Raw genomic sequence first — 23,605 nt, forward strand, 5'->3', positions numbered from 1 at the left:
CGCTTTTGTTTAGGAATAGGAGAGGCCTGGGACGGTCGCAAAGCGAACATTTGGGAAGACTTCTGAGACGTTTGGCTTGCGAGAACAGAAGCGTACACACAGCTAGCAGGGACTAATCCAGTTTTCTCGACAGAAACCAGGACTGCAGAAACTCGATGCAGCTGAGTAATTTGGGCTGGGAAAACTGCCGATTCGGATAAAGCGCGTACAGCGTAAGGTCGGGTCGAGTCACATCGGGTAGGACTTCCTCCAGCTTGCCCATTTCGATGCCTTCTCTGGCCACAAAACTGGGAAGAAATCCGATGCCTAGTCCATCCTCAATCACCTGTTTCATGAACAATGTGCTGTTCACCTTTAGGGAACCCCCGACGGTGATACCCTGCGCCAACGGCCAGAAATTTCCCGACTTAAAATAGCTGTATACAAAGCAGTTATGGGCGGCCAGATCCTCCACGTCCCGGATAGGCGGATGGCTTTCAAGGTAGCCTGGGGACGCGCACACCTTGTAGGTAAAACGAACCAGCGGCTTGCCCACATAGTTGGAATCAAGCATCTGGCTGGACGCCCGGAACCCCAGATCGAAACCATGCTCGATCAGATCCAGGCTTTCGTCGCCCAGCTGTATGTCCAACTCCACATCCGGATATTTTTTCATGTAGGCGGAGAACAACTGGGACAGGTCGGTAATGCCCAACGCCATGGGGACATTGATGCGTAACTTGCCGCGCGGGTTTTCCTGCATGTGCTGCACATAGGCGTCCGCGTCGTCCACCTGAGCCACCAATTCCCGGCATCGTTTCAGGTAGCCCTCGCCGATAGACGTCAACTGCTGACCCCGAGTCGAGCGATGCAGCAGTCTGACCCCCAGATCCTCTTCCAGTCGTCCGATCTCTTTACTGATCATCGACGTGGTGACGTTCAGCTCATTGGCCACGCTGGTAAAGCTACCGGCATCCACCACCCGCACGAACATTCGCATTGCCCGCAACTTATCCATACCGCCCGACCCTACTGTTTCCCAAATGTTGATACTGTTATCACATTATTGCCATTTATGAATGACAAGGGAAGTAACAAACTTTCACTGCACTCACGCAATCAATCAACAAACGAGGTTTATCATGTACACCCTCTATTTCATTCCTGGCGCTTGTTCACTGGCCACGCAGGCGATTCTTAACGAGCTCGACCAGGAAAGTACCCTGGTTCACAAGCTGGAAGCCGACCACTTTGAAACCCTGAATCCCGTCGGCACCGTCCCCGTGCTGGTGGATGGGGATAAGGTACTGAATGAAGGCGTGGCGATCATTTTGCACCTGCTCAACAAACATAAGAACCGACTGATCCCGGAAAGGGGTGACGCACGGCACCAGGCCATCGAACACATGATGTTTGCCAACGCCACCATGCACCCCGCCTACGGACGACTGTTCTTTGCCCAGGCCAATGTGACGGATCCCGCAGTAAGGCAGCAAATCTTCGATTCCGCGGCGGTGGCCATCAACAAACTTTGGCAGGTGGTGGAAGCGAAGCTGGAGCACATGCCCTTCCTCGGGGGACAGGACATTTCTCCCGCCGACATTCTGCTGGCAGTGTACTCGCGCTGGGGCAACTTCTTCCCCGTGGATATCGTACTCGGCCCGAACAGCCGCCAGATGGTGGATGCCGTATTAAAGCGTGACAGCATGCAGCGGGCCATTCAGCGGGAACAGGATTACAGCGCAGGGGCTGTGGCATAAATGGACACCGAACAACCCCAACTGGAAGCCATGGTAAATGAGTATTTTCAGGGCCTGCACACGGGGGATGCCGACCGACTGGCACCGCTGTTTCACCGAGATTGTGTACTCAAGGCACCGGGCCTGCGACGTACACTGGATGAATGGCTGGCCGATGTCGCAACGCGTCCTATACCGGCGGACATCGGACACCCGGAAAACTACCACATCCTCCGGGTGGAACTGGCCGGAAGCCAGGCCATGGTGAAAGTGGCGTGCCCGCTTCCCCACGGCAACTTTACCGACTATCTGGGTTTCCTGAAGGAAGACGGTGTCTGGAAGATCGTCAACAAGATGTACGCGCCAGCCACCGCCAAAGTGAACACCCAAAACCATTAAATACGAGGAATTTCGAATGCCTTATGTCAACATCAAAGTCACCGACGAAAACGTAACCGTCGAACAGAAACGCCAGCTGATTCAGGGAACGACGCAGCTACTGGTCGATGTCCTGAACAAGAACCCCGCCGCCACCCACGTGGTCATCGACGAAGTGTCGACCGACAACTGGGGCGTAAAAGGGGAAACCGTGACTGAACTGCGAAAGCGATAACCAACTAACAGGGGAGCAGAACTCACCATGACCACCCTCCGGGAACTTCTGAACGTGGACTACCCAGTGATTCAGGCACCCATGGCCGGCGTGCAGGACAGCGCATTGACCATAGCGGTTTCCAAAGCGGGAGGGCTGGGTTCGCTCCCCTGTGCCATGCTCACAGGCGAAAAAATACGCGAAGAAGTCGCCAGGATCCGGACCGCGACAGACCGGCCCTTCAATCTAAACTTTTTCTGCCACCGCCCGCCAAAAGCGAACCCCGAGAGAGACGCGGCCTGGCGGCAAAGCCTGCAACCCTATTACGAGGAACTGGGGTTGGAGATAACCGAAGATGCCGGCGGCGCAAGCCGTCGACCCTTTGATGAACAGACGGCCGAGCTCGTGGCGGAACTGCAGCCTGCGGTGGTCAGCTTCCACTTCGGCTTACCGGCCCCCGACCTGCTGGCCTTTATCAAATCCAATGGCGTTAAAGTACTGGCCAGTGCCACCACCGTAGCCGAAGCCCTGTGGCTGGAGCAGCGAGGCGCGGACGCAGTTATCGCCCAGGGGCTAGAGGCCGGTGGTCATCGCGGGCACTTTCTGTCTGGCGACCTTGGCCTGCACATGGGTCTCTTCGCGTTAATCCCCCAAATCAAATCCAGAGTGAAGCTGCCGGTGATAGCGGCTGGCGGCATTGCCTCCGCCGAAGGTGTCAATGCAGCCACACAACTCGGTGCCATCGCCGCCCAGGTCGGCACCGCTTACCTGCTGTGTACCGAAGCAAAAACCAGTGCCATCCACCGAGACGCCCTCCAGTCCGAGCGATCTTCCCACACCGAGATCACCAACGTATTTTCCGGCCGGCCAGCTCGCGGAATTGTCAACCGGTTGATGCGAGAGCGAGGCCCCATCAGTTCGAGCGTGCCTGACTTTCCCAATGCGTCAGCTGCACTGGCACCTATCAGATCGGAGGCGGAAAAACTCGGCAAAGGAGACTTTTCGCCACTTTGGGCGGGGCAAAATACCCTGGGGTGCGCAAAAATCTCAGCTGACAAAATGACATTGAGGTTGGCGGGTGTTCAGTAGTGCTTGCTGTCGAATCAATTCCCGCGTGAACATCCGTGTTTAAGCTGCACCTCTGATTAGAGTTTTCGGCTGGCACTAAAGCCTCGCCATGGTCGCGAAGCGAACATTCGGAAGCACCTTATTACGACCACTTTCGTAGCCTTCCACGGCACTCGGAACAAGCTTGGAAGTTATCCCCGCGGATAACTCCCCAAGCACCATTTAGCTCCTCAAGAGACATTCGGCCCTGTGAGCACACGGGACCGGATGTCGTTCCATTTTTCTAAGAGTTAATCACAACATTTTCTTTAACTGCCCGTAGCCTCCCCCGGTACGAAGTACCAGAGTGATATCGTTATCATTTCGATTTCTGAAGAACCAGCCATGATTGCCGGTAAAGGCTGCTTCCAGCTCGCCCTCGTCTTCAGGCACGCCCCGGCCTTTTTCGTAGGAAATTGACTGTCCGCCTCCATCACCGTGGGTATCAAAGTTGATCGGGCCACCTTCTGACACCCAGGAGAACCGGGCTACGGCACCTTCCTCCATGGTGAGTTTGTATTCGGTGCCTTCTCCTGGTGTGAGGACCACACGCACTTCATCCTGCCACTGCGGTTCCTCAACGGCTTGAGCCACGACAGGTCCTTTGACTTCCGGGGCCTTCTGATCGACCGAGGATTGCACCGCAACCATTTGGGCAGCCTCGTCAGCAGCCGCTTCTTCGGCGAGCTGTTCCTTGATCTCGCCCATTTCTGTCAGGCCCAAAAGCTGACCTGCGCCGGTTGGGTCCAGGGCGTATTCGGCGGGCATGACCACGGTTACCAGCAGAGCCAGCGCCACAACAGCGGCAACAATGGTTGATCGAACCAGCTTGGCGGTGCTGGGCAGTTCTTCACGGTTGGGTATATCGGTGTTGTACATGGGGAATCTCCAGAATCAGGCGACAAAGTAACCGGTGAGCTGATAGCCAAAGAGCAGAAAACCTGCACTCATCATGGCCACGTTTGCGGTGTAGGCATGGCGGAAAAATCCGTCGGTTTTTCGCCAGAAGCTTATGGCAATCAGGATCATGGCCAGTGCGATCAACTGTCCGATTTCCACGCCCACGTTGAAGGCAAGGAGGTTCGGAATCAGGCCGTCCGGTGAGATGTCGTATTCGATGATCTTGGTGGAGAGGCCGAAACCATGGAAGAACCCGAAAATCAACGTGGCGGCCTTGGTGTTGGGCTGGAAGCCAAACCACCGCTGATAGGCACCTATGTTGTCCAGTGCCTTGTAGACGATGGACAGACCGATAATCGCATCAATGATGTAGCTGTTGATGCCCACGTTGAAGTAAACCCCCAGCAGCATCGTGGTGGAATGCCCCAGGGCAAACAGGCTCACGTAGATCGCGATGTGCTGCATGCGATACAGGAAGAAAATGACACCCAGCAAGAACAGCAGGTGGTCATAGCCGGTGACCATGTGTTTGGCCCCCAGATAGATGAACGCAATGAGGTTTATCCCGGTAATTTCCTGGATGTACCCCTTGTCGCCCTGAGCGACTGCGTGGGCGAGCGCATCGGTGCTCACACCCAGCAAACCCAGGGTCAGAAATATCCAGAACAGACGACTGCCGGTGCCGGTTGAGGACACACCACGACAACCGCCAAGCAAGCTTGACAACATAAAGACTCCAATCGAATTTGTTTTCTCGGGCCGCGAAAGCGGCAAGAATCAAGTGGAAAGGGAGACTTTTGGAGGGCGTTCAAGCCGATAGCGCAAACTGCGGGGAGAACCTCCGGCAAAGGGCACGGGCTGCCGGAGAACGGTCAGGCTTTGGGAAAAAAATGGAATTCTGAGCTGGTCCACGGTCTCGTGGGTGTGGTTGCCAGCATCATGATGCAGTGATGATGTCTCTGGCTCCTCGTCAAAATCGTGGGGGTGTCCATGGCCACCATGACTGCCTGGATTAGCGTCAGACTGGGATTCCCAATCGCCCGCTAACTCAGCCACACCGTGAGAGAACGACTCGCCAATCACCGACAATGAAAGGCCCGCCAATGCAAACAGCATGACGAGCGTCGGAAGCAGCTTTCTCTGGTGGATGGCCGAAATCATCAATCTAATGGGTCGAGTCTGTGGTTGGATTTCAACGAAAACAGAGGATACCACCGCCCCATGGGGGATCGGAATTAAACATGGTAAATGTGTTCACAGTCACCACTTTGACAAAGCTTGAAACAAAATCTGTTGAAGTTCTATTCGTTCATCGTTGAGTGGTTTGCCTTCTAACCGCCGCTTGGCAAAGTTGAATCGCCGCCACCTCTGGAATGGGGTGAATGCAGAGACATTTCTTGTGCAATTCGGGAGGAATCCGAAATTTGGGGTGCTGCGAATGTTCGCTTTTGTTTTGGGAAACATAGGGCCAGCCAAAACCGAAGGCTTAGATCCCCAAAACCTGTCCGGTTCGGCCAAAAAATGGTGACAAGCACACGGAAGAACAAAAAAATCCCGGTCAGTAGGGGGATTAATCTGACCGGGTCGCGAAAGAGTACGCTGGAAGACGCTGTTGTCGCGTAAAGGTAACGCCTAGCCCTTCACCCCGCCGGCGGTCAGGCCACCCACAATCCATTTCTGGCAGTACAGGAAGATAAGGGTGATGGGCAGGCCAGACAGCACAGCAGCAGCTGCGAAATCGCCCCAGAGGTAATTCTGTTCGTAGAGGTACTGTTGCGCACCCACGGCCAGTGTCAGCTTATCGGTATCCACCAGCAGCACCGAGGCCATCGGGTATTCCATGATGGTCATGATGAACGCCAGGATGAACACCACCACCAGGATGGGCACCGACAGCGGCAGCAGGATATATCGGAACGCCTGCCAGGTGGTGGCACCATCAACAATGGCAGCCTCTTCCAGGGACCGGTCAATGGAGTCGAAATAGCCCTTGATGGTCCAGATGTGCAGCGCCATACCGCCCAGGGAGGCAACAATCACGGCACCGTGGGTGTTCAGGCCAAGCCAGCTGACGTGATTGCCAATCTGGTCAAACAGGGCGTACAGCGCTACCAGCGACAGCACCGGCGGGAACATCTGGAAAATCAGCATCGACTTCAGCACTGCACCCTTGCCTGCAAAGCGCATGCGCGCAAAGGCGTAGGCACTGGTGGTCGAGAGCGCCAGGATCAGCACCGATGACACCACCGCCACCTTGATGGAATTCCAGAGCCACAGCAGCACCGGGAACGGCGGTTGGGTGGTTACTCCGTCTTCCCCGGTATAAGGCAGACCAAACGCCAGGTACCAGTGCTCCAGGGACGGGTTCTGCGGCAGCAAGCTGCCTGAGGCAAAGTTACCACTGCGGAAGGAAATCGAAATAACCATCAGCAGCGGAAACAGCACGATTGCGATGAAAGCCAGCATGCCGAGGTGAGAAGCCAGCACGCGGTATTTGGTTGATTGGGGTTGAACCATCGCCATGGGAAGCTCCTATACCTTGATCTTGGACAGTTTGAGATTGACCAGCGACAGCGCGCCCACAACCAGGAAGATGGCGGTGGCAATAGCGGCAGCCAGACCAAAGTTCTGTCCGGAATCCTGGAACGCAATCCGGTAGGTGTAGCTCACCAGCAGATCCGTTGTTCCGGCCGGCGTGCTTGCACCAATAATGTCGGGTGCACCACCGGTCAGCAGTGCGATCAGGACAAAGTTATTGAAGTTGAATGCAAAACTGGCAATCAGCAGAGGCATCAACGGCTTGATGATCAACGGCAATGTGATGTTGAACAGATTGCTGACCGGGCCGGCGCCGTCCATCGCGGAGGCTTCGTATAGATCCTTGGGGATGGCCTGCAATAGCCCCATGCACAGCAACATCATGTAGGGATAGCCGAGCCAGGTATTCACTATCAGGATCATGGTTCGCGCCAGCGCCGGATCACTGAACCAGTCTGGGCGCAGCCCGAACAGGCCTTCCAGTACCAGGTTGATTTCACCAAAGTTCTGGTTGAACAGACCCTTGAACACCAGGATCGAAATGAACGCCGGTACCGCGTACGGCAGGATCAGCATGGTGCGGTAGAAGCCTTTGCCCCGTATCTGGTCCCACTGCAGCAGGTTGGCCAGCAACAGGCCTAGGGCCAACGTGAAGATCACGGTAGCTACGGCAAAAGACAGCGTCCAGACAAAGATCTGAAAAAAAGGACCACGGATGGTCGGATCGCTGACCACCTTCAGGTAATTGTCCCAACCAATATTGACGGTCCAGCCTGGCGACAGGGTCTCGCCATCGGCACTGCGGTAAAAGCCAGTCTCGTGATCGGGAAAATAGGTTGTTCCGGTTTGATTGTCTGTCAGGCTGCCATTGTCGTGCTGACTGAATTGCGGATGAATCGCCGCGAAGGAGCGCAAGCTGGCCTGACTGAGTTCACGCCCGTCTTCGGTGATCAGCGTCACCTGCGACAGCAACTCGCGCAACTGAATGATGTCGCGAATGCCCAGAGCCTCGCCTCGGGGCTGGCCCGACAGCGGCAGTACCGGCGCTGAAGTTTCGCCCGCTTCCAGCTCCATGGGCGCCGAGGTCAGATTCTGGTGCTTGCCCTTCAGGTGAACGATGTAACCGGCATTGGTCTTGTAGAGCTCGTAGTCATAGCGAACCGCTTCGGACTGGTAGGTCCGGCTCAGCAGGTTTTCCTGCACTTGCCCAAAACTCAACAGGTTACTGGCACTGTAGTTGGTGAAACCAATGCCAATGGTGTACATCAGCGGGAAGATTACAAACAGGCCCATACCGGCGATCGCCGGAAAGATATACCGGTGCGCGTACAGTTTGCGGTTGAAGAACACCATCACCGCGGAGGCTGTAAGCACCAGGAACAGAATGGCGAATACGAACTCGCGCTGGGCGTACAAGGCCAGGATCAGGTAGAGCGACATGCCAATCAAGGCGGCAAGAGCGCCCCACTTCAAAAATGCTCGAAACATGAAGTATCTGCTTTCGATTCCGGGAGAGGACAGGGTTTCCGTTATCATTGTAGTCAGCCCGTAGGTTGCCACCGTTTCAGGGGGCGGTGGCAGATTGTCGTCCATGGGTGTACTCGTGCGGTTACGGGCAGCGATCCCTGCTGCCCGAACGGCCCACCGGTATTACCGGGTGATGCGCTGGGCCGCCGCGTTCAAGGCATCTTCGACAGGCTGTCGGCCAGAGGTCATGTTCTGCAGGGCCGGCCCCATGGATGACCAGAAGGCTCCCATGGCGGGAACGTTGGGCATGGGTTCACCCAGCTGAGCATTCTCAAACGTCGCCTTGATGTTCGGGTTTGACGACAGCTCGTCCATGAACTCCTTGTTGGCTACAGCGCCGAGCGGTACGTCGTCATTCACCATTTTCAGGCCTTTGACGGACAGCGCGTAGTTCTCCAGGAATTCAACGGCCAGGTCCTTGTTGGGGCTGGCTGAGTTCAGTGTCGCCGCCATAACACCGACCATCGGCTTGCTGGGCTCACCGTCAACGGTGGGCAGCGTGGTTACACCAAAGTTGATGCCACTCTTCTCCAGGTTGCCCCAGGCCCAGGGACCGTTGATCATCATCGCAGTCTCGCCTTTATTGAAGCTCGACTCCATGGCGCTGTAATCGGCGCCACGGGGCATAACGCCCTCCTCGATCAACGTGGTCAGCGCTTGTGCGCCCTTGACCGCGCCTTCGGTGTTCACTCCGGTGTCCTTCACGTTCACTGAACCGTCATCCGACTCAGCGAAAATGTAGCCGCCGGCCGCTGCCAGCATCGGCCAGGTGAAATAGGTGTTGTTGTAGTCCCAAAGAATCGCCTTCTTGCCATTTTCCGCCAGTTTCTTGTGCACCTCGGGAATGTCCTCGAAGGCGCTTGGCGGTTCAGGCAGCAGGTCTTTGTTGTAGATCAGGCCAATGGATTCAACAGCCATGGGATAGCCGTACTTCTTGCCGTCGACGGTGACGGCATCCCAGGTGAAACCGTAGTTGGCATCAACCACTTCGCTGGAAGGCTTGATCTCGGAAATGATGCCACTCTGAGCCCACTCACCAAAACGGTCATGGGCCCAGATAAAGATGTCGGGACCATTGCCGGTAGCGGCAGACTGCTGGAATTTGTCGGTGGCATTGTCAGGGTGGGCAACCTCAACCGGAATGCCGGTTTCCTTGGTGAACCAGTCACCCACTTCCTGCAGGCCATCGTAGCCTTTGTCACCATTGATCCACACCAACAGCTTGCCCGATTCGATTTCTGCGTGGGCAGGCGCGGATAGCCCAACCGTGGCGGCGACGATAGATGCGGCGAGGGTGCTGCGAATAAAGAGTCGACGATTCATCAGGTGTTTCCTCTGTCTGTTCTTGCCTTATTCTTGTTGTCCGGCCGTTCGCGAGGTGTTGATGAGCCGGGATGAACGCAAAATGCTCTTTTGCGAGTCTTTGCACTTTGTTGCAACTGCGCTAAATAAGCATCCCCCCTTATTTCATTCCCCGAGGCGTAGCGCGGGGGAGTAGAAAGGCGTAGAGATCTCCGTCTACCACCCCGATTCCAACTCTGCTCTCATGTCATCCATAAGAACCATAATCCGAACCGGAGCTGACACCATGAAACCCTGCGTCACCCCACTGTCTTTCTCGACCGGCCTGACCGCTGCGCTGCTGATCACCGGCTGTGCGACCGATAATTCGCAGCGCCCCCACTCCGCTGCCGTGGCAGGCCCGCCAGGCGCCGTTCCGACAGACATGTTTTGCGAGGCCAGCACCAGCGAGATCAGTATCCCAGTCGGCAACACCTTTGCCGAGGGCGAGCAGGTTCGGGACTTTTACAGCGGCCGTATGGCCAGGGTTCAGGATGGCCAGGTAACCCTGAAGCCGGCAGATGGCGCCGAAGGTCTGGTTTTGCTGGAGCCGGCAGAAGATAGCATTGGCCAGTTCAAATGGGCAGGTGCCACTGTCTATTTCGCGGTAACAGACCGTTTCGCCAATGGCCGCACGGACAACGATCTGAATTACGGCCGCCAGCGCGACGGCAAAGGCGAGATTGGCACCTTCCACGGCGGCGATTTCGCCGGTCTGATCCAGAAACTGGACTACCTCAGTCAGCTAGGGGTGAATGCCGTGTGGATCACCCCGCCCTTCGAGCAAATACACGGCTGGGTCGGCGGCGGCGACCGGGGCGATTTCCGCCACTATGGCTACCACGGCTACTACGCCCTCGATTTCACCGTGCCCGACGCCAACTTCGGCACCCGGGAAGAATTTCGCACGCTGGTCGACGAAGCCCACAAGCGGGACATTCGCGTGGTCATGGACGTGGTGATGAACCACCCCGGCTACAGCACTCTGCAGGACATGCAAACCTTCGGTTTCGGCTCCCTGTATGACGGCTTCGAGAAGCATTTGCCCGAGCAGTGGGGCCAATGGCAGCCTGAGTCCTGGGAGAACAACCACGCCTACCATGCCTTCATCGATTACGACCACAGCGATTGGCGCCACTGGTGGGGTAAGGACTGGGTCAGAGCCGGTATCGCTGACTATGACACCCCGCCGAACGCCTCGATTGATGCCCAGCGCGGCTCCCTCGCGTTCCTGCCCGATTTCAAAACCGAGTCCGAGCAGACCGTGGACCTGCCGTTATTCCTGCAAAACAAGTCGTCAACCCGGGCCGAGACCATCGCTGACGCTACCGTGCGTGACTACCTCGTTACCTGGCTGACCAGATGGGTTCGGAACTTTGGCGTAGACGGGTTCCGGGTTGACACCGCCAAGCACGTTGAACCTGAAGCCTGGAACGAACTCAAGCAACAGGCCCAGCAGGCGCTGAACGATTACCGTGCCGCCAACCCGGATGCCGCCCTGCCCGCCGAGGAGTTCTGGATGGTGGCCGAAGTGTTCCCGCATTCGGTTCACCGCAGCGGTTACTTTGACGCTGGTTTCGACGCCGTGATTAACTTCGACCTGCAAGAAGAGGCCAGTGCCGGCGCCAAATGCCTGCCCGCCATGGAATCGGTCTATCAGGACTACGCCAGCAAAATGCATGGCGAGACTCCGTTCAACGTGATGAGCTACATCTCATCTCACGACACCAACCTGTTCAGCCGCATTGCAGGCGATGATCCGGTATTGCAGAAACGGGCTGCCGCGGCTCTTTTACTGACTCCCGGCGCGATACAGATTTTCTACGGCGATGAAACCGGACGCTCCCTCGGAGCAACGGGCTCGGACCCGCACCAGGGAACCCGGTCAGACATGAACTGGGCTGACCTTGAACAGCCAGAGACAGCCAATATCCTGGGCCACTGGCAGGCCCTGGGACAATTCAGGGACCGCCACCCAGCTATTGGCGCCGGTTCTCACCAGCTGATAAGTCAGCACCCCTACACCTTCTCAAGAACTCATGGGGACGACCGAATCATCGTCGCCTTCGCAAGGAAATAGCACTGATGACAAACTCAACCGACTACCTGGCCCATACGCCACTGATCCTCGGCATGATGCGGCTGCATGATCACACCGAGCTGACCAAGCCGGCCAACCTGGCCAATTGGATCAATGCGCGGCTGGAACAAGGTCTGAACGTGTTTGACCACGCTGACATCTATGGCGACACCGAGTGTGAGCGAATTTTTGGTGAGGCGCTGGCCGCCGATCCGAGCCTGCGTCAGAAAGTGCGAATCATCACCAAGACCGGCATCATTCACGGGCATCAGGACGAAAGCCGCTGGAACACCAAGCACTACCGCGCCGAGGCTGGCTATATTGCCAACGCCATTGATCGCGCGCTGATGCGTCTACAGGTGGAGCAAGTCGATACCTTCCTGATTCACCGGCCGGATCCGCTGATGCAGGCAAATTCCGCCATGGCGGCGCTGGAACGAGCGGTCGAGGCAGGCAAAATCCGGCAAATCGGCGTATCCAATTTTCTGCCGGAGCAATGGCGCTGGCTCCAGCACAACTGCAAGCTACCGCTGGTGTGTAACCAGAGCGAACTGTCGCTGAGCCATACCGAGGCGTTGTTCGACGGCACCATGGAGGCGCACCTGAAGGATGGATTGCGCTGGCTGGCGTGGTCTCCGCTAGGTGGTGGCGCGCTGGCCAATGCCCTGCCGCAGGAACTGTTGGAGGCAGCGAAAGAGGAAACCGGCCTGTGCGAAACCGGCCTCGCCATTGCCTGGCTGCGGCAACTGCCAGGTGCGCCAATCCCGGTTCTGGGCTCCATGCGCGAGTCTCGCATTCGGGCAGCCCAGGCCGGTGCCCAGAGCGTGCTGCCTAGGTCGCTCTGGTATGCGTTGCTCGAGGCGGTCCGCGGCCATCGCGTAGCCTAAACACAAAAAAGCCCGGCTCACTCTATAGTGGACCGGGCTTTTTTCTGGTAAGGAATACCGCGTTTAGCGGGCTTCTTCCCAGGTCTTCAACAGCTCATCGTAGGCAACGGTCTTGCCCTTGGGCTTTTCGTTGGCCAGTTTGGCCTTCGGCGAGCCCGGCTGATCCAGCCAGTACTGCGGATCACGCTCCTCGTTCAGCTTCGGACCACAGTTCGGCATTACGCTGGCACGCTCCAGGCGCTCCATAACGCGATCCTGAGCCTGCGCCAATCCGTCCAGTGCTTTCTGGGGAGTTGCCTCACCGCTTGCGGCCTGGGCGATATACTGCCACCACAGCTGCGCCAGCTTAGGATAATCAGGCACGTTGGTACCGGTTGGTGACCACTGTACCCGAGCCGGGCTGCGGTAGAACTCAACCAGGCCACCCAGCTTGGGCGCCATTTCCGTCATCGCCTCAGACTCGATGTCAGACTCACGAATAGGCGTCAGACCCGCGATAGTCTTTTCCAGTGACACGGTCTTGGACACGGTGAACTGCGCATACAGCCACGCAGCCAGGCGACGCTTTTCCGGGGTGGACTTCATGAAGGTCCAGGAACCCACGTCCTGATAACCCAGCTTCATGCCCTCTTCCCAGTAGGGGCCGCGAGGAGACGGAGCCATCCGCCACTTGGGCGTGCCATCTTCGTTGACTACCGGCAGGCCGTCTTCGATCATGCTGGCCGTGAACGCGGTGTACCAGAAAATCTGCTGGGCAACGCCACCCTGTGCCGGAACCGGGCCGGCTTCAGAGAAAGTCATGCCCTGGGCTTCGGGCGGCGCGAATTCACGCAGCCAATCGACGTACTTGGTGGTGGCGAAAACGGCAGCCGGGCCATTGGTAGCACCACCGCGACTGACACTCGACCCTACCGGATGACACTCGTCAACCCGGATGCCCCACTCATCAACGGGCAGACCGTTAGGCAGTCCCTTGTCGCCGGCACCAGCCATGGAGAACCAGGCGTCAGTGAAACGCCAGCCCAGTGACGGGTCTTTCTTGCCGTAGTCCATGTGACCATAGACTTTCTCGCCGTCAATCTCTTTGACGTGGACTGAGAAGAACTCGGCGATGTCTTCGTAGGCGGACCAGTTAACCGGCACACCCAGCTCATAACCGTAAATGTCCTGGAACTGTTTCTTCAGGTCTTCACGCTCGAACCAGTCAGCGCGGAACCAGTACAGGTTGGCAAACTGCTGGTCTGGCAGCTGGTAAAGCTTGCCGTCAGGACCAGTGGTGAATTCGAGACCGATGAAGTCCTCAAGATCCAGAGTCGGCAAAGTCAGGTTCTTGCCTTCGCCGTTCATGATGTCCTCAACCGGCATTACCTTCCCGTAGCGGAAGTGCGTGCCGATCAGGTCCGAGTCGTTTACCCAGCCGTCGTAGATATTGCGGCCTGACTGCATTTGCGTCTGCAGCTTTTCGATCACGTCACCTTCCTGAATCAGGGTATGCGTCAGGTTGATGCCAGTGATTTCGGAGAAGGCCTTGGCCAGAACGTTAGATTCGTACTCGTGGGTAGCGATGGTTTCCGAGACAACGTTGATGTCCATGCCACGGAATTCCTTCGCGGCCTCAATGAACCACTTCATCTCCTGCATCTGCTGCTCTTTGGTCAGCGTTGATCGCTTGAAGGAGTTGTTCACCCACTTTTCGGCCGCGTCCAGATTTTCATTGGCACTGGCCTGCAGGCTCAAACCAAGCGCCGCAGCACCGATCGCGGCACCAAGCAGCATGGTTCGGGGATATTTATTGTTCTTAAACATATCCGACCTCGTTCGTCCTTATTGAATGGAGCGGAACAGCCCCTGCCCCGCTTCCAGAGTCATAGCGCTCCTACGGCGCTATTCTTTCATGTCGAAACCGAAAACTGATCGATTCCGACCATGATCCAGAAATTAGTTCGTTTGCGAAATCTTTACAACCGCACGCTCAGTCTTTCCAGCGCCGGCTAGCCCCAGCGCAACAGCACCAGCAGCCAAACCACCGACACTGCCAGAGCAACCACGAGCGTGATATCGCTAACCGCGAGAAAGGTCAGGTGGATATACGCCGCCGACAACAAGCCGATGAACAGGCGGTCACCCCGGGTCGTGGCGATGGGCAGAAAGCCCTTTCGCTCGGTACAGGGTGAAACGATTTCGTAAACGGTCATCACCGCCAGGATGGCTGCAATGACGGCGAAAAAAATGGCAACGGACGGAGTCCAGTTCATCCACGCAAGCATGTCTGTTCTCCTTTAAACGCGTCCAAGAGCGAAGCCAGTGGCAACATGGTTACGCACGAACCAGATCACCAGAATGCCGGGGATGATGGTGAGCACACCGGCGGCCGCCAGAACCCCCCAGTCGATCCCGCTCGCCCCCACCGTTCGGGTCATGATGGCAGCAATGGGCTGGGCATCCACTGAGGTCAGTGTTCGCGCCAGCAGTAACTCAACCCATGAGAACATGAACGCGAAAAACGCGGTCACACCAATGCCGGAACGAATCATCGGCAAAAAGATCTTCACGAAGAACTTCGGGAAACTGTAACCATCAATGTAGGCCATTTCGTCGTACTCGCGCGGCACTCCAGACATAAAGCCCTCCAGAATCCAGACCGCCAGCGGCACGTTGAACAGGCAGTGCGCCAGGGCGACCGCAATGTGGGTGTCGAACAGGCCAATGGACGAGTACAGCTGGAAGAATGGCAGCAGGAAAACCGCAGGTGGTGCCATGCGGTTACTCAGCAACCAGAAGAACAGATGCTTGTCGCCGACGAACTTGTAGCGGCTGAATGCGTAGGCGGCCGGCAGCGCCACCAGCAGCGTGATCACCACGTTGATCGAGACGTACAGCATGGAGTTCAGGTAACCGTTGTACCAACTCGGGTCGGTAAAGATGGTCGCATAGTTGGCGAAGGTGAAATTCTCCGGCCACAGGGTCAGCCCGCTCAGAATCTCCTGGTTAGTCTTGAACGACATGTTCAGCAACCAGTAGATCGGCGTCAGCAGCAGCACGATGTAGATCGTGATCCCGATGTTTTTGGAACGTGTCTGTTTCATCGCGCCCTCCTTATTTTTCTTTGTCGGCGTGAGTGATGGCGGTAAAGAACAGCCAGGAAATCAGCAATACGATCAGGAAGTAGATCAGCGAGAACGCAGCCGCGCGGCCCAGGTCAAACTGACCGATAGCCATCGTGGTCAAAGTCTGGCTCAGGAACGTGGTTGAGCTTCCCGGGCCACCACCGGTCAGTACGAAGGGCTCCGTGTAGATCATGAAGCTGTCCATAAAACGCAGCAGCACCGCGATGATCAGCACGTTTTTCAGGCGTGGCAATTGGATGTAACGGAACACCGCCCACTTTGACGCACGATCAATCTCCGCCGCCTGATAAAACGCCTCGGGAATCGCCCGCAAACCCGAGTAGCACAACAACGCTACCAGCGGCGTCCAGTGCCACACATCCATCAACAGCACGGTAAACCAGGCATCGACAGTGTCGCCGGTATAGTTGTAATCAAAGCCCATGGAATTCAGTGCCCAGCCGAACAGGCCGATGTCAGCACGGCCGAAGATCTGCCAGATGGTGCCCACTACGTTCCAGGGAATCAGCAGCGGAATCGCCAGCAGAATCAGCACCAGCGAGGCTTTCATGCCAGATTTCGGCATCATCAGGGCAATACCGATACCCAGGGGAATTTGAATCATCAGCACGGCACCGGAAAACAGGAACTGTCGCAGCAATGAATCCTGCAACCGCTCATTGGTCAGTACCTCTTTGAACCACTCGGTGCCCACGTAGTAGGCCTGGCCAGGTCCGAAGATATCCTGAACCGAATAGTTCACGACCGTCATCAACGGTACCAACGCCGAGAAGGCAACCAGAAGGAAGACCGGCAGCACCAGCCACCAGGCACGGTTATTGGGTATTTTGACCATCACTGCTGCTCCTTGATCAGAAACTCATCCACGTACAGCATCAGCCACTGTTTCGGGAAAAGGAGGTGAACACTGGCGCCCACGTCGCTGTGGAAATCTTCGCTCTGGCGCACTTTTAGCTTCTTGCCACCCACTTCAACGGTGACAATCTTGTAGGTGCCAAGATCCTCCACGTCCAGGACCGCAGCCTCCAGGGAATCATCCGAGGGGCTTTCAGAAATTTCGATAAATTCCGGACGGATACCAATTTTCAGGTTATCGCTCTTCACCCGTTGCAGCAGGCTGTTCTGCCAGGGCTCAAGCGGTACGAACACACCGTTGAACATCACCCCATCCGGGCGCCGTTCAACCGGGATCAGGTTCATCCCCGGACTGCCGATAAAGAAACCCACGAAGGTGTGGTTGGGCCGCTCGAACAGCTCCGTTGGCGTACCGAACTGAACAATCTGTCCGCCGTACATCACCGCGATCTTGTCAGCGAAGGTGGACGCCTCGAGCTGGTCGTGGGTGACATACACCATAGTGATGTCGAACTTTTCGTGGATCTGCTTGAGCTTTCGTCGCAACTTCCACTTCAGCTGTGGATCGATCACCGTCAGCGGTTCATCGAACAGGATCGCCGAGACGTCCTCGCGCACCAGGCCACGCCCCATGGACACCTTCTGCTTTTCATCGGCAGTCAGGTTCTTCGCCTTTTTGTAGAGCTTGTCCCCGATTTCCAGCACTTCCGCGATCTCGTGGACCCGGGCCTTGATCTGGGAGGTGGGCACCTTGTTGTTCTTGAGCGGGAACGCCAGGTTGTCGAATACCGTCATCGAGTCGTAGATCACCGGAAACTGGAACACCTGGGCGATGTTGCGTTCCCTGGGCGACAATTCATTCACCCGGCGGCCGTCGAACAGGACGTCACCCTCTGAGGGCGCCAGCAGCCCGGAAATGATGTTGAGCATGGTGCTCTTGCCACAGCCCGAGGGGCCCAACAGTGCGTAGGCACCGCCCTTCTCCCAGACATGGTCGAGCTGGCGAATGGCGTAGTCTTCCGCTCCGGTTGGCGTGGCACTGTAGCTGTGCGCCAGCGATTTCAATTGAATTTCAGCCATCAGGCAGCTCCTCCTGAAACCTGGGACGGGGTGTGCACCAGCTGTTCGTTGCTGTCGAATACGAACAGCTTATTGATCGGCAGGTAGACCTTGACCGGCGCACCGGTGTGGTAGGAATGAACGCCCATCAGCTGCAGCACCATTTCAAAATGACTGTTCTCAACGTGCATGAAGGTTTCCGAGCCACTGATTTCGCTCAGCTCCACCTCCATAGACATCTCAAGATCATCATCACTGGTCGGCACCAGGCCGATGTGACTTGGGCGAATACCGAACCAGTAATCGCCTGGCGTCAGCTTCGACAACCCCTGTGTCAGGGCGTGATGGGAGTATTCGTCAAAGGTGACTTCGGTGGCCGACACCCGACCCCGAATCATGTTCATTGGCGGCTCGCTGAACAACTGGGCTGCCAGCGTATTGACCGGTGCCCGGTATACATCCATCACCGGTCCGCTCTGCACCACCCGCCCTTCGTGTAGCAAGGTAGTCGTGCCACCCAGGGCGAGTGCTTCGTTGGCTTCCGTAGTTGCGTACACGGCAATGCACTGGCGCTCCCGGAACAGATGACGCAGTTCCGCCCGCAGCTCTTCCCGCAGTTTGTAGTCCAGGTTTACCAGGGGCTCATCAAACAACACCAGGGTCGAATCCTTGACCAGGGCACGGGCCATGGCCGTGCGTTGCTGCTGGCCACCGGACAGCTCCAGGGGGTGACGCTTCAGCAACGGCTCGATCTGCAGCATTGAGGCAGTTTCCTTAACCCGACGATCGATCTCGCTCTCCGGCGTCTTGGCCAGGCGCAGGGGTGAGGCAATGTTTTCGTAAACGGTGAGGTTCGGGTAATTGATGAACTGCTGGTAAATCATCGAAATGTTACGGCTCTGGACCGACTGCCCGGTTACGTCGGTGCCGTTGTAGATCAGGCGACCACTGGTCGGCTTATCCAGACCAGCCATGAGGCGCATCAGGGACGTTTTTCCGGCAAGGGTGCGACCAAGCAGAACATTGAAAGAACCCGCCTCAAAGGTGAGGTTGGCATCCCGGATGAAATCGACACCATCGACCTCATGGGAGAGATTCTCCAGTACTAAGGACATAGACCTTCCTTTTTGTTCTTTTACGAACGCTAAGCGGAGTGTGTTGGCGGACTCCGAACACTACAAATGCAAAACGCCAACGCAATCCACGTACCACTTTTTCACAGACTGTAAGTGGAACCACTTACTACATTGTTTTACCGTAACTTTTTCAGAACCTCGGAAATTTTCTAGCGAATGTTCGAATGTTCGTTTAACACTATTATGTTCAGCCTGAACATTGACGAACCGGTCAATTGAACACATGATTGAACAGTTCGTGCCGCTAAACTGAACAGCTAGCGGCGCGCTCAGCGAACAACAAAACAAAAGGCGACCATCGAGACCCAGGGTTATGCGAAAAAACGAACGCGCAAAAGAACGACAGCTCGTCATCGACTCCTGGAATCGTTGCCTGGCATCGGGCCTCAGCCACGACGATAAAGCGGTGGCCCGATCCGCCGACCCGGCCTATCTGGACGAAGTTGAGCGGAGACACGAAAAACTGATGGCCAGCACTGCCGCGGAAGTGGTGCCCTATTACCAGAATGTCCTGTCCAGCAGCCGCTGCCTGATTCTGATGGCCGACCCCGACGCCAACATTCTAAAAAGCTGGGGTGATGAACGGGTCACAGACGTCCGCCTTCGATCCTGGCTCCAGCGCGGCGCTAACTGGCAGGAAACCCTTTGCGGTACCAATGCCATTGGCACCGCGATCGCCACTCAACTCCCGGTGCAGGTCCAGCGCAACGAACATTTCCTCAAGCAGTTCCGCAGCCTGATTGGTTCGGCCGCACCCATTTTCGACGCCGAGAAACAGCTCGCGGGCGTACTCAGTGTGTTCAGCGACGCTTACCTGCCTCAGGCTCACACCCTGGGTATGGTGCGTCTGCTTTCCCAGTCGGTGGAGAACCGGTTAATCATCCGGCAATTTGAAGCCAGCCACTTCCAGATCACGCTGAACACCACCGCGGACAATTTTGACAGCCCCTGGTCCGGCATTCTGGTATGCGACAGTGCGGGCAAGATTGTGGCCAGCAACCAGCGCGCCGATCAGTTGCTCGCCACCGACACGGTGCAACGTCACCTCGACGATTTATTCACCAGTTCGCGCCAGCACATTCTGGGGCACCCGGAACATACCGCCATTCAGCTCGTCACCAAGGGCAAAGTGCGCTTGAGTGCCCGGCTGAAACGCCCTTCTACGCCCGCCCAGGCCAATGATTACACGACAGCCCCTACCGGCTCACGGGCGGATCCGGGTAGCCGCGACAGCACGAAACACCAGGATCTTTTCAATCTTGAGTACGGTGACAGCTCGGTGCGTCGCTGCGCCGTTCAAGCCTTGAAGGTACTGCAACGAGGGGTACCGGTATTGATCACCGGCGAAACAGGAGTGGGCAAGGAAGTCCTGGTAAAAGCCCTGCACCAGTCCAGCCCGCGCTCGAATTCCCCGCTGGTCGCCGTCAATTGCGCGGCCATCCCGCCGGAACTGGTGGAATCAGAGCTATTCGGATACGAGTCGGGCGCCTTCACCGGCGCGCGGGCGCAGGGCTCGCTGGGCTTAATCCGGAAAGCGAACAAAGGCATCCTGTTTCTCGATGAAATTGGAGAAATGCCACTGGCAGCGCAATCCCGACTGCTTCGGGTGCTGCAGGAGCGGGTGGTCACCCCGGTTGGGTCTACCGAGAGTGTGCCCGTGGACATCCTGCTGATCACCGCGACCAACCGGCCCTTGTCCTCACGGATTGATGCCGGCCAATTTCGGGCGGATCTGTTTTACCGGATCAATGGCTTGTCGGTGCAGCTACCGCCACTGCGCCAACGTACCGACAAACGGGAGCTGATTCAGGATATTTACCGCCAGCACCGAGACCCTGGCCAGCGCGAGGAATTACCCCCTCAGGTGCTGTCAGCGCTGGAAAACCATCCCTGGCCGGGCAATATTCGTCAGTTGGTCAATGTGCTGCGGGTTGCCATCGCCATTGCCGACGGCGAAGAAGTGGATATCTGGCACCTGCCTGAGGATTTCCTTGCGGAATACGACACAGCTTCCCCCACCCGGCAAAGTCGGCCGGATCGTGCAGACCAAGCTGGCGCGAGCAGTTTCGAGCAAATCCACGAGACTTCAACCGACCCACTCACCCGAACCTTGCAGGTGTACCGGGATTGCACGGGCAATGTATCGGAGACCGCTCGACAGCTTTCGATCAGCCGCAATACGCTATACAAGCGACTGCGCGAACTGGGCATCCGCTGACTCAGAGCCGGCCGATTGCCTCGGCCCAACCTTGGTACAGTCGATCCCGGTGTTCCTTGGTCATCACCGGTTCGAACCGACGATCGCAACGCCACAACCCTGCCAACTCCTCTAGCGAGCCATAAACACCGGCCTTAAGCCCCGCCAGGTAGGCGACCCCCAACGCGGTTGTTTCGACCACCGATGGCCGGTCTACCCGCGCGCCAAGGATGTCAGCAAGGAATTGCAGCACCCAGTTGTTGGCCACCATGCCACCGTCGACCCTAAGGTTAATGGGGCGGATACCATCGTGCTCCATCGCCTTCTGCAGATCCTTGGTCTGATAGCACACGGATTGCAGTCCCGCGGTGACAATCTCCTTGATACCCGTGTCGCGGGTGAGACCAAAGATGGCTCCTCGCGCGTTCGGATCCCAGTACGGTGCACCCAGTCCGGTAAATGCGGGAACCAGGTAAACGCCATGATCCAGAGGCGTCTGTTCCGCCAGCGGCTCGGTTTCCCCGGCATCCCCGATCAGCTTCAGGCCATCCCGAAGCCACTGAATCGCAGCCCCAGCCACAAAGATGCTGCCCTCCAGGGCGTAAGTGGGTTTGCCATTGAGCCGATACGCCACCGTGCTCAGCAACCGGTGCTCTGATGCCAGAGCCTTATCACCGGTATTGAGCATCAGGAAGCAGCCGGTGCCGTAGGTACTCTTCGCCATACCCACATCGAAGCAAGTCTGGCCAAAAAGTGCGGCCTGCTGATCTCCGGCGATACCCAGCACAGCTGCCCCATTCAGAGCGCCCCCCTCGCTAATCTCCCCAAAGTCGTCGGCAGAGTCCATTACTTCCGGCAACAGGGAGGCTGGAATTCCGAACAGGGCCAAGAGTTCCTCATCCCAGCACTGCCGATGGATGTCGAACAACAGGGTACGGCTGGCGTTTGTCGCATCGGTGCGGTGGGATTTTCCTCCGGTGAGTCGCCAAAGCAGGAAACTGTCGATGGTGCCAAAGGCCAGCTCGCCCCGCTCAGCCCGCTCCCGAACACCGTCAACATTGTCCAGAAGCCAGCGAATCTTGGTGGCGGAAAAATAGGGGTCGATCAGCAAGCCGGTTTTGCTCGCGACCAGAGCCTCCAGCCCGTCCTGCTTCAGGGATTCACAGTAGGCCGCTGTCCGGCGATCCTGCCAGACAATGGCGTTGTAGACCGGCTCGCCAGTTTGTCGGTCCCACACAACCGTAGTTTCTCGCTGATTCGTGATGCCCACCGCCAGCACTCGGTCATCCGCTCCACAGGCCGCTGACATAACCTGATCGCAGGTGGCTCTGACCGATGCCCAAATCGCTTCCGGATCATGCTCAACCCAGCCGCTGGCAGGGAACTGCTGGGGAAACTCCTGCTGCCGGGTGGCGTGGATGGTGCCATCAAGACCAAAAAGGATAGCGCGGGAACTGGTGGTGCCTTGATCGATGGAAAGAAGGTATTGGGTCATTAGCTGCTCGTCGTCCGGATTCTTTTTATAGGGTTTATCTAGTCAGGTTCTATTTTTTTCGAATTTTTACCTTTTTGAACATAAATGCCAAGAGTTTGTAACTACCTGATTCGAGCGAATCGAGACAAGCTATTAAAAAGGCTGCACAAACGGGCCTTAAGCACTAAACTTCGGGAATGTTTTCAGACGCGCACAATTTCGCATCAGAACAAGAGATCACGCGGAGGTAATTGGCATGGCACAGCGGCGCCGGCAGGATTTGATCATGGAGCTGATCCAACAGAACGGGTTCGTCACCACCGAGCAACTCGTTGATCAATTCAAGGTGACGCCCCAGACCATCCGCCGGGATCTGAATGAGCTTGCCGAACAGAACAAGTTGCGCCGTCATCATGGCGGTGCCGGTATCGACTCCAGCACCACGAATACCGCATACCAGGCTCGAAAGATCATGGATCTGGAGGCCAAAGAGCGCATCGCGGCCGCCATGGTCAAGATGATCCCGGACAACTCCTCCATGTTCATCAATATCGGCACCACCACCGAAACCATCGCCAAGGCCCTGCTGGAGCGTAAAAACCTGCAGATCGTCACCAACAACCTGCACGTCGCCTCCATCCTCGCAGCGAAAGAGGATTTCCACGTGATCATCGCCGGTGGTGAAGTTCGTAATCGAGATGGCGGCATCGTGGGAGAGGCCACCCGGGACTTCATCAATCAGTTCAAGATGGATTTCGGCATCATCGGCATCAGCGGCATCCACAGCGACGGTTCACTGCTGGATTTCGATTACCGCGAAGTGCGCGTAGCCCAGGCAATCATTGCCAACTCCAATCAGGTTTTGCTGGCTGCCGACCACACCAAATTTGGCCGCAACGCCATGGTGCGTCTGGGCAACATCACCCAGGCCGACCACGTATTCACCGACAAGCAGCCACCCGCCGAAATCAGCCAGTCCCTGGCCGAACACAGCGTTGAACTGCACATCGTTTAGAGCGCGCCACACCCCCGAATAAGGCTCAAAATCAACCTGAGCGCACGCCCC

22 protein-coding genes are annotated in these 23,605 nt (G+C 56.9%); 8 read left to right on the forward strand and 14 right to left on the reverse strand.

Annotated elements, in window-relative coordinates; genetic code table 11:
• Positions 1-112: 112 nt before the first annotated feature.
• Positions 113-997 carry a LysR family transcriptional regulator gene (locus QUE89_RS10435; protein WP_286220033.1) on the reverse strand — a complete coding sequence of 295 codons (885 nt, stop codon included), beginning with the start codon at positions 995-997 and terminating at the stop codon, positions 113-115.
• Between the two features lie 124 nt (positions 998-1,121).
• Between QUE89_RS10435 and QUE89_RS10440 the strand changes: the two genes are divergently transcribed.
• Genes QUE89_RS10440 through QUE89_RS10455 form a run of 4 tightly spaced genes read left to right on the forward strand, consistent with a single transcriptional unit; the run spans position 1,122 to position 3,399 of the window.
• Positions 1,122-1,739: a glutathione S-transferase family protein gene (locus QUE89_RS10440; protein ID WP_286220034.1), complete on the forward strand. Its 618-nt coding sequence runs from the start codon at positions 1,122-1,124 to the stop codon at positions 1,737-1,739.
• Positions 1,740-2,117: a nuclear transport factor 2 family protein gene (locus tag QUE89_RS10445; protein WP_286220035.1), complete on the forward strand. Its 378-nt coding sequence runs from the start codon at positions 1,740-1,742 to the stop codon at positions 2,115-2,117.
• Positions 2,118-2,133: 16 nt separating this feature from the next.
• Positions 2,134-2,331 carry a tautomerase family protein gene (locus QUE89_RS10450; protein WP_286220036.1) on the forward strand — a complete coding sequence of 66 codons (198 nt, stop codon included), beginning with the start codon at positions 2,134-2,136 and terminating at the stop codon, positions 2,329-2,331.
• 27 nt (positions 2,332-2,358) lie between these two features.
• Positions 2,359-3,399, forward strand: coding sequence for an NAD(P)H-dependent flavin oxidoreductase (locus QUE89_RS10455; protein WP_286220037.1), 1,041 nt, complete (start codon positions 2,359-2,361; stop codon positions 3,397-3,399).
• 273 nt (positions 3,400-3,672) lie between these two features.
• Here QUE89_RS10455 and QUE89_RS10460 read toward each other — a convergent pair whose 3' ends face one another.
• The 6 genes from QUE89_RS10460 to malE form a co-directional block, all read right to left on the reverse strand.
• Positions 3,673-4,296, reverse strand: a complete 624-nt coding sequence (locus QUE89_RS10460) for a hypothetical protein (RefSeq protein ID WP_286220038.1) — start codon at positions 4,294-4,296, stop codon at positions 3,673-3,675.
• A gap of 15 nt (positions 4,297-4,311) precedes the next feature.
• Entirely contained in the window at positions 4,312-5,046 is a 735-nt protein-coding gene (locus QUE89_RS10465) for a HupE/UreJ family protein (RefSeq protein WP_434784067.1), read from the reverse strand.
• Between the two features lie 48 nt (positions 5,047-5,094).
• Entirely contained in the window at positions 5,095-5,433 is a 339-nt protein-coding gene (locus QUE89_RS10470; protein ID WP_236744086.1) for a hypothetical protein, read from the reverse strand.
• Between the two features lie 516 nt (positions 5,434-5,949).
• A complete protein-coding gene (gene malG, locus QUE89_RS10475; protein WP_138441701.1) occupies positions 5,950-6,840 on the reverse strand; it encodes a maltose ABC transporter permease MalG in 891 nt (296 codons plus the stop codon).
• A gap of 9 nt (positions 6,841-6,849) precedes the next feature.
• Positions 6,850-8,343: a maltose ABC transporter permease MalF gene (malF, locus tag QUE89_RS10480; protein ID WP_286220039.1), complete on the reverse strand. Its 1,494-nt coding sequence runs from the start codon at positions 8,341-8,343 to the stop codon at positions 6,850-6,852.
• A gap of 162 nt (positions 8,344-8,505) precedes the next feature.
• The gene (malE, locus tag QUE89_RS10485; RefSeq protein WP_286220040.1) at positions 8,506-9,705 is read right to left on the reverse strand and encodes a maltose/maltodextrin ABC transporter substrate-binding protein MalE; all 1,200 of its coding nucleotides are present in this window, start codon (positions 9,703-9,705) and stop codon (positions 8,506-8,508) included.
• Positions 9,706-9,970: 265 nt separating this feature from the next.
• Here malE and QUE89_RS10490 point away from each other — a divergent pair, with 265 nt between their 5' ends.
• Positions 9,971-11,803 (forward strand): alpha-amylase, encoded by a 1,833-nt coding sequence (locus tag QUE89_RS10490; RefSeq protein WP_286220041.1) that lies wholly within the window; start codon positions 9,971-9,973, stop codon positions 11,801-11,803.
• A 5-nt stretch (positions 11,804-11,808) separates the two neighbouring features.
• Positions 11,809-12,690: an aldo/keto reductase gene (locus QUE89_RS10495; RefSeq protein ID WP_286220042.1), complete on the forward strand. Its 882-nt coding sequence runs from the start codon at positions 11,809-11,811 to the stop codon at positions 12,688-12,690.
• Between the two features lie 63 nt (positions 12,691-12,753).
• Here the strand turns inward: QUE89_RS10495 and QUE89_RS10500 are convergent, their stop codons facing one another.
• The 6 genes from QUE89_RS10500 to QUE89_RS10525 form a co-directional block, all read right to left on the reverse strand.
• Positions 12,754-14,496, reverse strand: a complete 1,743-nt coding sequence (locus QUE89_RS10500) for an ABC transporter substrate-binding protein (protein WP_286220043.1) — start codon at positions 14,494-14,496, stop codon at positions 12,754-12,756.
• 185 nt (positions 14,497-14,681) lie between these two features.
• Positions 14,682-14,957, reverse strand: a complete 276-nt coding sequence (locus QUE89_RS10505; protein ID WP_286220044.1) for a DUF2160 domain-containing protein — start codon at positions 14,955-14,957, stop codon at positions 14,682-14,684.
• Positions 14,958-14,969: 12 nt separating this feature from the next.
• Positions 14,970-15,776, reverse strand: a complete 807-nt coding sequence (locus QUE89_RS10510) for a carbohydrate ABC transporter permease (RefSeq protein WP_041341722.1) — start codon at positions 15,774-15,776, stop codon at positions 14,970-14,972.
• Positions 15,777-15,786: 10 nt separating this feature from the next.
• Complete coding sequence (locus QUE89_RS10515; protein ID WP_041341724.1) at positions 15,787-16,653, reverse strand: carbohydrate ABC transporter permease; 867 nt, start codon at positions 16,651-16,653, stop codon at positions 15,787-15,789.
• Positions 16,653-17,753: an ABC transporter ATP-binding protein gene (locus QUE89_RS10520; RefSeq protein WP_286220046.1), complete on the reverse strand. Its 1,101-nt coding sequence runs from the start codon at positions 17,751-17,753 to the stop codon at positions 16,653-16,655. The genes QUE89_RS10515 and QUE89_RS10520 overlap by 1 nt, the downstream gene beginning before the upstream one ends.
• Positions 17,753-18,847 (reverse strand): ABC transporter ATP-binding protein, encoded by a 1,095-nt coding sequence (locus tag QUE89_RS10525; protein ID WP_286220047.1) that lies wholly within the window; start codon positions 18,845-18,847, stop codon positions 17,753-17,755. Before QUE89_RS10525 ends, QUE89_RS10520 begins: the two co-directional genes overlap by 1 nt.
• Positions 18,848-19,181: 334 nt before the next feature.
• Here QUE89_RS10525 and QUE89_RS10530 point away from each other — a divergent pair, with 334 nt between their 5' ends.
• The gene (locus tag QUE89_RS10530) at positions 19,182-21,086 is read left to right on the forward strand and encodes a sigma-54-dependent Fis family transcriptional regulator (protein ID WP_286220048.1); all 1,905 of its coding nucleotides are present in this window, start codon (positions 19,182-19,184) and stop codon (positions 21,084-21,086) included.
• A gap of 1 nt (position 21,087) precedes the next feature.
• Here the strand turns inward: QUE89_RS10530 and glpK are convergent, their stop codons facing one another.
• Complete coding sequence (glpK, locus tag QUE89_RS10535) at positions 21,088-22,560, reverse strand: glycerol kinase GlpK (protein WP_286220049.1); 1,473 nt, start codon at positions 22,558-22,560, stop codon at positions 21,088-21,090.
• A 235-nt stretch (positions 22,561-22,795) separates the two neighbouring features.
• Here glpK and QUE89_RS10540 point away from each other — a divergent pair, with 235 nt between their 5' ends.
• On the forward strand, positions 22,796-23,554 hold the full coding sequence (locus QUE89_RS10540) for a DeoR/GlpR family transcriptional regulator (protein WP_286220050.1): 759 nt from the start codon (positions 22,796-22,798) through the stop codon (positions 23,552-23,554).
• The last annotated feature ends 51 nt before the right edge of the window (positions 23,555-23,605 follow it).

Source organism: Marinobacter sp. LA51 (assembly GCF_030297175.1).
In the GTDB taxonomy this organism is placed as follows: domain Bacteria; phylum Pseudomonadota; class Gammaproteobacteria; order Pseudomonadales; family Oleiphilaceae; genus Marinobacter; species Marinobacter apostichopi.